This window comes from Virgibacillus necropolis (assembly GCF_044793635.1).
Lineage (GTDB): Bacteria > Bacillota > Bacilli > Bacillales > Amphibacillaceae > Virgibacillus_F > Virgibacillus_F necropolis_A.
This window is the reverse complement of the sequence record NZ_CP084992.1, coordinates 1,170,552-1,183,409: the sequence shown is the minus strand read 5'-3', so window position 1 is coordinate 1,183,409 and position 12,858 is coordinate 1,170,552. Positions and strand designations below refer to the sequence as shown.

Sequence of the window (12,858 nt, the reverse complement as noted above, 5' to 3'; positions counted from 1 at the left end):
ACAATGATCGAAGTAAAATTTCATGATATTGGTGAAGGGATGAATGAAGGAGAAATTATTCATTTTTTTGTTAAGGTTGGTGATGAAGTTACCGTTGATCAGCCGCTTGTTGAATTGCAAACAGATAAAATGGTTGCAGAAATTCCTTCTCCCGCAGCTGGGAAAATTAGCAGGATTCACTTTGAAACAGGTGAGGTTGTAACGGTTGGAACGGGAATTATTGAGATTGATGATGGAAAGGAAAGTGTTGCACAACAAGAAAAAAACGTTGATGAATCAGTCGAACCAACACAATCTGTCAATAAACCAGTTGAACAGCCAAATGATAAAAAGCCCAACCGTATTTTGGCGGCACCATTCACACGAAAAATCGCACGTGAACATGATGTAGATATTGAACAAATCAAAGGGACGGGTCCTGCTGGAAGAGTGACAGATGATGATGTACATCGATTTATCGCTGGGGAAGATGCAGACCCTGTTGAGAAGGTTGAAACTGGACATGACGAACCTGAATCAGATACCATTCCATACACTGGAATGCGCAAACAGATCGGTACAAAATTAACCCAGGCAGTCACTACCATTCCTCATGTAACGCATTTCGATGAAGCGGATTTGACCAATGTTTTAGCATTTCGTAATGAGTTGAAACAGGAAGGTGAATCCATTTCCGTTGTGGCATTTTTTCTAAAAGCGATTACGGTTGCACTGAAAGAGCACCGAATATTCAATGCCCAGCTTGATGAAGAAAACAGTGTAATTCGTCTCGCAAAGAGTTATCACATTGGGCTTGCGACAAATACAGAAAAAGGGTTAGTTGTCCCAGTGCTTCGTGATGTTGATAAAAAATCTATCCGCCAAATAAATACCGAAATGAAGGCATTAACCAAGAAAGCGCAGGATGGTAAACTCAGCGCCAATGATATGAAGCATGGAACATTTACGATTAGTAATGTTGGGCCACTTGGTGGAACGGGGGCAACACCGATTATTAATGGTTCACAAACCGCAATCATTGCTTTTCATAAAACGAAAAAGACACCAGTTGTCATGGATAATGATGAAATTGCTATTCGTCAGATCATGACGATGTCGCTATCATTTGATCATCGTGTTGCAGATGGAGTGAAATCGGTTGAATTCACCAACCGCTTCATTGAATTGATGGAAGAACCGAGAAAGCTGTTATTGGAGATGGTGTAAATGGTCGTAGGAGAATTTGCAGAAAAACGTGATGTGATGATCATCGGTGGTGGTCCTGGTGGATATAATGCCGCGATTCGTGCGGCACAGTTAGGTAAGTCAGTGACACTTATTGAGAAAGGTTCACTTGGCGGAGTTTGTTTAAACCAAGGATGTGTTCCATCTAAGGTTTTTACCCATGCAGCAAAACAGGTTGCGGCAATTCCAGCTATGAACAATATGGGGATTGAGACAGGCGAACCCAGCGTGGATTTTGAGACATTAATCAACTATAAAGATAAAACAGTAAAACAGCTACGTGGCGGAGTAGAATCGTTATGCAAGACAAATAAAATTGAAATTATCGAAGGGGAAGCTAATTTCACAGCCGAAAATAAAATCGGTGTTGCGAATGGCCATCAATTCGATGTATATGAATTTGAGCATGCGATCATTGCGACGGGGAGCACGTCAGTTGTTCCAGAAGGTGTTACGAATTCACATGAACGGGTGTTACTTCCTGAAACGGTTTATCACCTATCTGATAGACCCGAATCACTTGTCGTTTACGGTAGTGATTACATTTCACTTGAGGTTGCGTTTAGTCTTAAGAAGCTAGGCAGTGACGTGACGATGGTGCTTGACGAACAGGAAGACTTTTATTTTGATGCTTCTATTAATCGGGAGCTAAAGCGTATTTTGAAGAAAGAAAAAATCAAAGTACATCGGGGATTTAAGTTGGAAAATGTGGAAGCAAAAGATGATGGGGTATCAATTAATCTATTAAAAGAAGATGAAACGAAAACAATTGCTGCTTCACATATCTATGTAGCAGCTGGGAGGAAAGCAAATATACAGGAGTTAGGTGTGGAACGGATAGGTGTAAAACTATCTCCTGATGGATTTATTCAAACTGATCGTACAGCAAAAACATCCATTGGAAACATTTTTGCTGTTGGCGATGTAACAGATGGCAAGGCAAGTGCGGTGAAGGCCATCAAACAAGGAAAGGTTGCGGCGGAAATAATTGGAGGTATGAAAAGTGAGGTAGATCTCACCTTCATCCCAACAGTCGTACATAGCACCCCACCAATAGCAACAGTTGGTTTAACTGAAAAGGAAGCGGAAGAACAGGGCTATTCGATTAAAATAAGTCAAACATCGCTTAGTGGAAATAGTTATGCAATGATTTCTGGTGAAAAATCTGGTATAGTATCTGTCATTAAAGATGTAGATACAGATCTATTATTAGGATTTCATATGATTGGCGCTGGAGCGGTTGAACTTATTAGTACAGGCGTTACAGCACTGGAAATGGTGGCAAGAGAAGAAGATTTACGTTTTCCATCTTATCCACATCCCAGTATGAACGAGGGATTTGTGGAGGTAATGGACGGACTATCGGAAATGGCGATCCATACCCCTGCTAACAAAAGCGCAAGCGCCCGTTAAGCGACGTATGGATTGTGCCCACGCAACGTGGGTAGTTCGATGTTGCCACGCAAAGTGGCGGTTTTAATCGAACCTCCTTCTTTCTTTTGAGATAAAGGAAACACGATGAACGTAAGTGAATCGATGTTGACTTATCGTAAGGAGGTAAAGGAAATCCAATAGTCGTTGGGCGCTGGAGCTAGACGTAGAAAGAGGAAAATAATAATCAATCGACAGCTGCGGAAACTCTCTATCATGGGAATCACGACAAAAGTATACTTAACAAAGGAGAATTTCTTATGTACCGAATTAAAGCTGTTCAAAAGCCATCATTAATTGAGGCATTAAGTATTACAATAGCGGTGTTAATCGTGATTAGCTTTGGAATTATATTTTTTGATGCAGCACCACACATACCACTTGTGCTAGCATTACTGCTGCTAGTGGTTTATGGCTTATTTAAACGAATATCATACCAAACATTGGAGGATGGGATTACCGAGGGTGCTAAAGCAGGAATGGGAGCAGTATTCCTCTTTTTCTTTATTGGTATTTTGATAGCGGCTTGGATGATCGGTGGAACAATTCCGTCACTCATTTATGGTGGATTTGAACTGGTTACACCGAACTTTTTCCTGAGCGTCGTGTTTATCATTACATCTGTTGTTGGGATTTGTGTAGGAAGCTCCTTGACAACTGTTGCAACAGCAGGGGTTGCATTTATCGGAATAGCTTCCGCTGTTGATATATCTTTAGCTGTAACAGCTGGTGCGATTGTATCCGGTGCATTTTTTGGGGATAAAATGTCGCCGTTATCCGATACAACGAACATGGCTTCATCTATCTTGAAAGTGGATTTATTTGAACACATTCGAAATATGTCGTGGACAACAGTCCCAGCATTTGTGATTACACTAATTATTTTTGCTGTTATTTCTCCTGAAATATCAGCAGCAAACTTTGATGATATGGAGAAATTTCAACAAGGACTACTGGATACAGGGTTGGTGGCCTGGTATAACGGTTTGATTCCAGTAGTAGTTTTATTGATCTTTTCATTTATGAAAGTGCCAGCCTTATTAACGTTAGCAGGTGGCGCTGCGAGTGCGGTTGTTATGGCTTATATTAACGGATTCATTCCATTAAAATCACTATTAGGTGTACTGTTTGGTGGATATGTTTCTGAAACTGGTATTGCAGAGATTGATTCATTGTTAACACGCGGCGGATTAAACAGCATGATGTTCACGATCGGAATAGTGCTGCTTGCCTTAAGTCTAGGTGGATTATTGTTTAAGCTTGGTATTGTTCCAAGGTTACTAGAGTCCATCGAGCGTATGTTAAAAAAGACAGGATCAGTTATTGCTGCAGCAGCGTTTACTGCAATCGGTATTAATGTACTCATTGGGGAGCAATATTTATCGATTTTATTAACTGGTGAAGCATATCAATCTCGTTTTGCTAAAGTAGGACTCGCAAATAAAAACCTATCACGGGTGGCAGAGGATGCGGGGACCGTTGTCAATCCACTTGTTCCATGGAGTGTTTGTGGTGTATTTATTACAACAACTCTAGGTGTATCGACCTTAGCATACTTGCCATTTGCATTCTTCTGTTTGCTATCACCAATTTTGACAATTTTATTTGGATTTTCAGGTAAGACATTAACATATATAGAAAAAAGTTGATGGTAACTGAAACAAACATCATACAAGGAGGGATTTCGTGCATCAAGCTAAAGTGAAATTTGCAGGATCTACAATCTATGATGAAATAGACATTGATTTTTCAGATGAAATCAAATGGAATGGATCGACATTTAATCATCGTGATGTTTCCTGGCAGGCTCCTGTAACTGGAACCGTTTATGGAACACTATTAAACTTTCAGGGGCAGCTAGATTTGATGGACAAGGAATTACACGATAAACCTTATAATGCGCCACCGAAAAAACCAATTATGTACATTAAAACGGCTAATACAGTTAATAGCCATAATAGTGCTGTCGCCATTCCGCGTGGGGAAAATGTCGTACAAATTGGTGCAGCTTTAGGAATTGTTTTTGGAAAAACAGCAACGAATGTAGCAACGGAAAATGTGATGGACTACATTGCTGGCTATACCGTGGTTAATGATGTAAGTATTCCACATGACAGCTTTTACCGACCAGATATAAAAAATAAAGTGCGTGATGGATTTTGTCCTGTGGGACCATGGATTATTGACCGTGACAATGTAAAAGATCCAGATAACGTCACGCTACGTGTTCATGTGAACGGTGAGCTAGTTCAGGAAAATAATACGAAAAATCTCGTTCGTTCGGTTGCGCAATTGGTATCAGAAGTGACAGATTTTATGACCTTACATGAAGGTGATGTGTTACTTGCCGGTGTGCCTGAAAATGCACCACTTGTAAAAAAAGGTGATTCCGTTCGAATTGAAATTTCAGGTGTAGGATTTTTGGAAAATACAATTGTCGAAGAAACAGAAATTGTTCCAGGAGGTGGTTTCAGGTGAAGCATGCACGTGTCGCTTGTTTTGGAGGAATACACCAAGCAGAAGTTATCGATGATAAATTGAAACTTGCAGATGGTCGGATTGTTGCGCAAACTGATGTCGTTTGGATGACACCGGTCGAAGCAAGAACGATTTTTGTACTTGGACTTAATTACGCCGACCACGCAAGTGAAATTAGTTTCAAAGCACCTGAGGAGCCACTTGTATTTTTAAAAGGACCAAATGCAGTTGTTGGTCATGATGGGCAAACACGACGTCCTAAAGACGCCACACACATGCATTATGAATGTGAGCTTGCCGTTGTGATTGGCAAAACAGCTTGTAATGTGAATCGGGAGAATGCGTATTCCTTTGTTAAAGGCTATACGGTTGCAAACGACTATGTTATTCGTGATTATCTTGAAAATTATTATCGTCCAAATCTGCGAGCGAAAAATAGAGATACGTTAACACCACTAGGACCATGGTACGTGGATCGTGACGATATCAAGGATCCGATGAATTTAGGTCTTCGTACATATGTGAACGGTGAGTTAAAGCAGGATGGGTCAACGAAAGATATGGTATTTGATATACCACATCTGATTGAATATCTTAGTAGCTTTATGACGTTAAGTGAAAACGACATAATTTTAACAGGTACCCCAAAAGGCACTGTCCATGTGTACGAGGGGGATGTAGTGGAAACTGAAATTGAAGGAATTGGATCACTGAAAAGCACCATTGTTGGAGATGAAACTTTTTCGCGATGAAAAGTGTAGCGATAGTTAGACAGAAGGAGCTGAAGTGAAATGCCACACGTTACAGTTGAATACACGGATAATATTGAAAACGAAGCAAACATTGGGGCGTTTTTGAAAAAGATTAATGAATCATTGATTTCAGAGGGAGATACATTTACACCTGGTGCAATTCGGTCACGCGCAATTAAGCTAACCGAATATTTTGTTGCAGATGGAACTGGCGAGGATGATGCATTTGTTCATGTGACGATGAAAATTGCACCAGGCCGCACAGCAGAAGTGAAAAAGGCTGCTTGTGATCATTTATTTGAGATGATGCAAGCACATTTTAACGAGTTGTTCGAAAATCGTTATTTAGCACTTTCGCTTGAACTGTTTGAATTTGGTGAAGGTGGAACTTATAAGCAGAATAATATTCATAAACGGTATAAGTAAGATTGAGCTGGCCTACATAAAGTGGGTCAGTTTTTTACAGGTAAGGAAATGTCAGTATAAAATTAGAACAAGCATGCATTGAAACGGCCATTTTTTGTGGGAGAATCTGGAGCATTGTTGTGATTCTGGCTTTTTCCGGCTGTAGGGAGGTATAGATAATATTGATATTCTACATCATTACAATACTGGTTGTAACACTTTTTTTGTTAGCATGCGGTTTCTTTTGGTTACGCGGATGGGTGCAAAAACCTGATGCTGATTACGTTTTAAAGTTTATTGCCAAAAACCCGAAAAGGGCTTCGTTATCCGTTGTAAGAAATGGAATGAACCTTGTAGATTTTCAATCCGATCAATTGCGGCCTTTGGCGAGTACGGTTAAAATCCTTGTGGCCTTTGAATATTCCCAACAGGCGGCTCAAGGAGAGATTGATCCGGATCAGCAAATTAAAACTGATGAACTTGCACGTTACTATCTTCCGCGAACGGACGGTGGCGCCCATGAAGCTTGGTTAAAAATGATGCAGGAACAAGAGCTTCTCCAAAACGGATCCGTTTCTTTAAGAGAAGTTGCAAAGGGAATGATTTCCCACAGTTCGAACGCTAACACGGAATATTTAATGATGCGGTTAGGACTTGATCGGATAAACGCTAACCGAGAGCGGCTTAAATTACAGGATCACGAAAGAGTTTTCCCTTTTGTGTCAAGTGTTTTCATTCCTTATGAGGTTGCACAAAAGCACGGTATCAACATTTATAAGAAAACAGAAATGAAAAAAGTGAAGAAACTTATCGAGGGGATGTCACAAGAGGCATATATTGAAGAAGCCCTAAAAATTCACAGTAAACTGAATCAAGACGAAAATGGATCCTATAAAGAACAGGTTAATTTAAGAATTTGGCACAATATGGATTTCGACCTGATTGCTTCCAAAAGGTTTGTTCGCTCCACAACTGCAGAATATATTTCGTTAGTTCAAAAAATGAACGATCTTTCCTCTATTGCGAAACCTGTTAGGGAACACCTTCAACCGATTATGGAATGGCCTATGGCAAGACAAAAAAATCGGGAAATATTCCAGCATCTTGGAGGTAAGGGAGGTTCAACAGCCTACATTGTTACATTCGCATTTTATGCTGAAGACAAGCATGAAAACAAAACAGAGTTAGCGGTCTTTTTAAACGATGTTTTTGGTTATGAAACAGTCAAACTTTCAAATAGTTTATCCGCTTTTCAGTTAGCTATTTTCACTGGGGAACCACATTGGCTGGAGAAGCTTAGTAAGTTTCAAACATAATCCGAATAGGGGAAAGGGTTTGGTCCCAATTTATTGGGTTACTTGTAGTTTAACATATAGTTAGTACATTTTTTTATTGGATCTAGGCAAACTAAAAGAAAAGGAGGTTATTATTATGGCAAAAGGCAAGACGAAGACTAAAAATAAAAGCAAAGAAGAACTGAACGAGAAGAAGAATCCAAATAAATATAGAACTAATCGGCCTCCAGGTAATTAAGATAGCAGGAGTTGTAAAAAGAGGGCGCCCTTTTAAAAAAGGCCGCGCCCTACATAAGATAAGGATCTTTTCGTAAGCATCTTTGCTTTTTCATCTTCATAGTTGATATAAAAAGCGGCGTAACTTCTATGATTGCTGTTGGACAACCGTTCCGGAAATCCACTACGCTTTCCGCGGGCTTGCGCTGAGCCTCCTCGATCGCAAAGACCGCTCTCTGCGGGGTCTCATCACTTCGCTTTCCCGCAGGAGTCTACGTGGATTTCCTACACTATCACGGTGTTTGAGAATAGTACTATACAGCACATTCACTATTATGGCAGTTGATTGGAGCGGAGGACAGTTGACTCCTGCGGGAACAGCACGAGTCTGAAGACCCCGCAGCGGTGGTCTTCCGCGAGGAGGCTGAAGCCGTGCCCGCGGAAAGCAACGGTCCGCAGCGGAAATCAACCAGCAGTTACGTCGCATTTTATATCTATTCTCTCAAAAGCAACACTCTTTACTAAAAAAGCCTAGGATAATTACTTTTTATATACTTTTTTTCACGTCGACATTTTCTACCTGCTCATGTTGCTTTTCTTTCGTCATTAAACTAACTACAACAAAAACAACTGCCGAAAGTGGCAAAGCATAGAACAATGGATCAACAAAGGTCCATGGGAATCCAAGCAACGTTGTTTTTCCGAATAATGCCTGTGAAATTCCAAATGCCTCAGCCTCTTTTAAATGAAAGAAAAGGAACCCAATGATACTTACTGCAAACCCAGTAATTGTGCTGAAAATAGCTCCCTGTTTCGTTGCATTCTTCCAAAATAAAGCACCAATTAAGGTCGGCAGAAATCCAGCAGCACATATACCGAACCAAAAGGCTGTTGCACGTGCAATAATGCCTGGAGGTAATATATAAGCTAGAACAACTGCAGCAAGAATCCCAATTAAAACGCCAACACGGTTAGTGTTTAAGCCTGCAATCTTTTTAACCCCAACATTTTTTAAAATATCTTCCCCAAAAGCAGTACCTTGTAAATGGATTAGTGAGCTAATGGTTGAAATGGTTGCTGAAAGTAAAGTAAGTGTAAACAAATAGATAAACCATTCAGGCATTATTTCATTAATGAACGTTGGAATAACTAAATCAACGTTTCCGGTTGCTACATCAATGGCAATTTTTCCACTCTCCTGGAAAAAGTAGAGATTGGATAAAGGACCAATCATAAATGCAGCACCAGTCATGAAAAATATGAATACGCCACCAATCAGTACTGAACGATATAATGATTTGTCACTATTAACGGTCATGGCACGCATTGCCAGCTGTGGTTGTGCTAAAACCCCAATCCCAACACCCATTATGATTGTACTGACAACTGTCCACCAAATTGGAGAGCCAAAGGCAGGCATGGATGTCCAACCCTGATGACCTTGTTCCACTAAGGCATCTGGTACCATGCTTTTCATTGCACTTAACCCTTTATGAGCAGCTTCTACACCACCTAAAATGTGATAGGTCACAAAAAGGAAAATCGCCATTCCAATAAACATTATGATTGCACCAAAGGCATCTGTATACATTACGGCACGGATACCACCACTAATAACATAAATCCCTACAATAATTGCTAATATAAATAGTGCAAGATCATAATTGACTGCCAGTGACTCTTGCAAAAACCGTCCACCACCAACTAATACTATACTCGTATATGCAGGCATGAATAGGAAAATCATCGAAGCGGAAAAAATAGTTAAGAACTTGGATTTATATCTTTTTCCCAGCAAATCTGGAAACGTGTATGCATCTAACTTTACTGATAATCTACGTATCCTTGTCCCAAAAACTGCAAAAGCAACCAGTACACCAAGCACAATATTCAGTAGTGCTAACCATAGTAAACTAAGTCCAAATAAGGAGGAGACACCACCAAAACCAATGAGTGCTGAGGTACTAATGAAGGTCGCGCCATAGGATAAGGCCATAACGAATGGACTGATTGTTCGACCTCCGACTAAATAATCTTCTTGTGTAATGGTTTTTTTATAACCATAATAGGCAAGCGCAGACATGATCGAGATAAAGACAAGACATACAATTACGAGAATCATATAGTTCATTTATACTTATCCCCCTTTGTTTAGTGAAATACTAGGAATCACCTTTATTCCACGTGAAAATTCCAAACACAACACAACCTAAAGCAGAAATAATTGTTCCAAGCCATGCGATAATTATCATAGGATCACTTAATCCAAACATGGTATCCCCTCCCTTAATAGAAAGCGCTTTCATTTTGGTGGTAGCCTTATACTTGTCTAATGTTCAATCATATAATATATGTTTGTGAGTGGGTTTTCAATATAATTTTAAATATTAGTGCAATTACGACAAAATAAAATTATTTTAGTCAAATAAGGTGATTGAATTGTAAAAAAACAGATAGACATGGATAATAAATGGAAGACATGTTAAATAAGTGGAAATGGGGTATTCATGATGGATCTATTATTAAAAGGTAAATCAGTTATCGTAACAGCTGCAAGTAAAGGACTTGGTCGTGCAATTGCTACTGAATTCGCACGGGAAGGCGCACATGTATTAGTTGCGAGTCGAAGCGAAGAAACATTACAGGAAACTGTTACATCAATTAAGCAAGAGACATCCAATGAAAATGTGGACTATATTGTTTGTGATATGAAAGATCCTGAAGCGATTAAAGCGATGGTTGAAAAAGCTTCTAAGTGGAATGGGACTGTGGATGTTTTAATCAACAATGCGGGCGGTCCTCCTGCAGGGAAATTTTTAGATATGAGTGATGATGATTGGTATCATGCATTTGAACTAAATTTATTAAGCTTTATTCGTACCACACGTGAAGTAGTTCCATTTATGAAAGAACAGCAAAGTGGGCACATTGTAAATATAGCTTCATCGTCCATTAAACAGAGTTTGGATAACTTGGTGTTATCGAATACGATGCGCCCAGGGATTGTTGGATTGGCAAAAAGCTTGTCACAGGAGTTGGGTGAAGATAATATATTAATCAATACTGTAGGTCCTGGAACTATTGAAACAGATCGAATCAGTAAATTGAATCAACGGACTTCAGCTGATTTAGACATTCCAGTCGATAAGGTCAAAGCAAATGCAGAACAACAGGTACCGATGAAGCGTTATGGTCAACCTGAAGAATTTGCGAGGGGTATCGTATTTCTGGCGTCTGGTGCAAATACATACATTACAGGTCAATCAGTTATTATCGATGGTGGTTTGGTAAAGGCACTTTAATTGGGCCTTTTGTGTGGCAGATGCAGCATTAATATGTTTATGGTGAACACCAGATATTTTTATACAGATGGAGCGGATGAAAAATATGTTTGAATACCTGGAAACTCTCGACCCTGTTATCCTTGCTTTACTGGCAACTTTGTTCACATGGGGGATGACGGCGCTTGGGGCTGCACTTGTTTTTACACAAAAAAATATGAATCAAAAGTTTTTGGACAGTATGCTTGGTTTTGCTGGTGGCGTTATGATTGCGGCGAGCTTTTGGTCCTTGCTTTCTCCTGCATTAGAAATGGCTGAAGATGGGCCTGTACCAATTTGGATACCTGCTGCCGTTGGTTTTATGGTTGGTGGACTATTCTTATGGGGCGTGGATAAAATTCTTCCCCATTTACATCCTGGTCTTTCAATAGAAAGTGCAGAAGGAATAAATCCAAAGAAGAAAAAACGGAGTACATTACTTGTTCTTGCAATTACCCTACATAATATTCCCGAGGGTCTCGCTGTTGGGGTAGCATTTGGTGCTGTCGCAGCGGGGTTTGACACTGCATCGCTTGCAAGCGCAATGGCACTCGCAATTGGTATTGGAATTCAGAACTTCCCAGAAGGTGTTGCAGTGGCGATGCCATTACGACGGGATGGCATGTCACGGAGAAAAAGCTTTTTGTATGGCCAGGCATCCGGGCTGGTTGAACCAATTTCAGCGGTGGTTGGTGTACTTGCGGTAACGTTTATCGAACCCATGCTGCCATATGCATTAAGTTTTGCTGCTGGTGCTATGATTTTCGTCGTCGTAGAAGAAGTAATCCCAAGCTCCCAGGAAGAAGGCAACAAAGATCTGGCGTCTCTAACGTTAATGGTAGGTTTCACCGTTATGATGATACTGGATGTTGCCCTGGGATAAGGTGATGCAATGAATTAAAAAGGACTCGTCATTCGTAATGAGGTGAATGGCGAGTCTTTCTATTCTTTCTATAACGATAATTTGGGCTTATAAAATATTAAAAATACCTAGAGCGATTAATAAAAGGGGTGGCAAAAAGGTCACCTTTTGCATGGATTTATTTTTGGATAAAAATACACCTGCATGAATGCCACAATATACAAATAATCCGCTCATCATTGCAATTAATAGAGCAGTGACAATTGGTGAGTAGCTTAGCATGGCCGCTCCAATTCCTGCTCCAAATGCGTCAAGCGCTAGAGCTGTACCCAACAATAAAGCTTCTTTTGCAGATATCGTACCGGACTGGTCTAAATCTGCATGTTGTGGGTTGGTTAGAACGCTTCTGTACTTTTCTGTATTGCTTGCTTCAAGTAATCTATTTTGATTTTTCATGAAGGTTTGATCGCTTATTTTTGAGCGTACAACATTTAGTAAACAATATAGTCCAATAGCAACCAATATTGCCCCACCAAGTCCCCTCGCTATTGCTGGATCAATGAACGTCGCAATGTATGTTCCAACTGTCATGGAAATTAATACAATAATTCCAGAACATAGCATAATAATTAGTAATGGAAAAAACGGGACGCGAATCTTTCTTATACCATACGTAACTCCTACACCAAACCCATCTAAACTAACTGCAATAACCAGAAGGAATAATCCCATATAAAAAAACATTCTGTATCAGTCCCTTGTATTGTGTTAGATTATTGTATGGAATTGCCGTCCCGATGTGATTGGTTTTCTGAATGCCAGCACTGTTAGAGAACGCTTTTTGTGATAAAATAAAGCTAGATTGTTTTTTAATA

General features: G+C 39.9%; 12 protein-coding genes. 9 read left to right on the top strand and 3 right to left on the bottom strand.

Annotated features, from left to right (window positions below; all coding sequences use genetic code 11):
• Positions 1-3 precede the first annotated feature (3 nt).
• The 7 genes from LG329_RS05865 (at position 4) to LG329_RS05835 (ending at position 7,606) form a co-directional block, all read left to right on the top strand.
• A complete protein-coding gene (locus LG329_RS05865; protein ID WP_404454562.1) occupies positions 4-1,206 on the top strand; it encodes a dihydrolipoamide acetyltransferase family protein in 1,203 nt (400 codons plus the stop codon).
• A complete protein-coding gene (gene lpdA, locus LG329_RS05860; RefSeq protein WP_404454559.1) occupies positions 1,207-2,637 on the top strand; it encodes a dihydrolipoyl dehydrogenase in 1,431 nt (476 codons plus the stop codon). It begins immediately after the preceding gene.
• 278 nt (positions 2,638-2,915) lie between these two features.
• Entirely contained in the window at positions 2,916-4,304 is a 1,389-nt protein-coding gene (nhaC, locus tag LG329_RS05855; RefSeq protein ID WP_404454556.1) for a Na+/H+ antiporter NhaC, read from the top strand.
• A 37-nt stretch (positions 4,305-4,341) separates the two neighbouring features.
• On the top strand, positions 4,342-5,133 hold the full coding sequence (locus tag LG329_RS05850) for a fumarylacetoacetate hydrolase family protein (protein ID WP_404454553.1): 792 nt from the start codon (positions 4,342-4,344) through the stop codon (positions 5,131-5,133).
• Positions 5,130-5,885 (top strand): fumarylacetoacetate hydrolase family protein, encoded by a 756-nt coding sequence (locus LG329_RS05845; RefSeq protein ID WP_404454550.1) that lies wholly within the window; start codon positions 5,130-5,132, stop codon positions 5,883-5,885. The genes LG329_RS05850 and LG329_RS05845 overlap by 4 nt, the downstream gene beginning before the upstream one ends.
• A 39-nt stretch (positions 5,886-5,924) precedes the next feature.
• Positions 5,925-6,311, top strand: coding sequence for a 5-carboxymethyl-2-hydroxymuconate Delta-isomerase (locus LG329_RS05840; protein ID WP_404454547.1), 387 nt, complete (start codon positions 5,925-5,927; stop codon positions 6,309-6,311).
• Between the two features lie 161 nt (positions 6,312-6,472).
• Positions 6,473-7,606: a serine hydrolase gene (locus tag LG329_RS05835; protein WP_404454544.1), complete on the top strand. Its 1,134-nt coding sequence runs from the start codon at positions 6,473-6,475 to the stop codon at positions 7,604-7,606.
• 742 nt (positions 7,607-8,348) lie between these two features.
• On the opposite strand, the gene LG329_RS05830 is transcribed toward LG329_RS05835, so the two are convergent.
• The gene (locus LG329_RS05830) at positions 8,349-9,932 is read right to left on the bottom strand and encodes a sodium:solute symporter (RefSeq protein ID WP_404454541.1); all 1,584 of its coding nucleotides are present in this window, start codon (positions 9,930-9,932) and stop codon (positions 8,349-8,351) included.
• A gap of 31 nt (positions 9,933-9,963) precedes the next feature.
• Entirely contained in the window at positions 9,964-10,074 is a 111-nt protein-coding gene (locus tag LG329_RS05825; protein ID WP_404454538.1) for a symporter small accessory protein, read from the bottom strand.
• Positions 10,075-10,311: 237 nt separating this feature from the next.
• Here LG329_RS05825 and LG329_RS05820 point away from each other — a divergent pair, with 237 nt between their 5' ends.
• Positions 10,312-11,103, top strand: coding sequence for an SDR family oxidoreductase (locus LG329_RS05820; protein WP_404454535.1), 792 nt, complete (start codon positions 10,312-10,314; stop codon positions 11,101-11,103).
• Positions 11,104-11,188: 85 nt separating this feature from the next.
• A complete protein-coding gene (locus tag LG329_RS05815) occupies positions 11,189-12,004 on the top strand; it encodes a ZIP family metal transporter (protein WP_404456438.1) in 816 nt (271 codons plus the stop codon).
• An 87-nt stretch (positions 12,005-12,091) separates the two neighbouring features.
• Here LG329_RS05815 and ytaF read toward each other — a convergent pair whose 3' ends face one another.
• Positions 12,092-12,727, bottom strand: coding sequence for a sporulation membrane protein YtaF (gene ytaF / locus LG329_RS05810; protein WP_404454532.1), 636 nt, complete (start codon positions 12,725-12,727; stop codon positions 12,092-12,094).
• Between the last annotated feature and the right edge of the window lie 131 nt (positions 12,728-12,858).

Excerpts from the sequence above, each read along its gene's own strand:
- LG329_RS05865 (WP_404454562.1), top strand. The coding sequence starts at position 4 with ATGATCGAAGTAAAATTTCATGATATTGGTGAAGGGATGAATGAAGGA.
- lpdA (WP_404454559.1), top strand. The coding sequence starts at position 1,207 with ATGGTCGTAGGAGAATTTGCAGAAAAACGTGATGTGATGATCATCGGT.
- nhaC (WP_404454556.1), top strand. The coding sequence starts at position 2,916 with ATGTACCGAATTAAAGCTGTTCAAAAGCCATCATTAATTGAGGCATTA.
- LG329_RS05840 (WP_404454547.1), top strand. The coding sequence starts at position 5,925 with ATGCCACACGTTACAGTTGAATACACGGATAATATTGAAAACGAAGCA.
- LG329_RS05830 (WP_404454541.1), bottom strand. The coding sequence starts at position 9,932 with ATGAACTATATGATTCTCGTAATTGTATGTCTTGTCTTTATCTCGATC.
- LG329_RS05825 (WP_404454538.1), bottom strand. The coding sequence starts at position 10,074 with ATGTTTGGATTAAGTGATCCTATGATAATTATCGCATGGCTTGGAACA.
- LG329_RS05820 (WP_404454535.1), top strand. The coding sequence starts at position 10,312 with ATGGATCTATTATTAAAAGGTAAATCAGTTATCGTAACAGCTGCAAGT.
- LG329_RS05815 (WP_404456438.1), top strand. The coding sequence starts at position 11,189 with ATGTTTGAATACCTGGAAACTCTCGACCCTGTTATCCTTGCTTTACTG.
- ytaF (WP_404454532.1), bottom strand. The coding sequence starts at position 12,727 with ATGTTTTTTTATATGGGATTATTCCTTCTGGTTATTGCAGTTAGTTTA.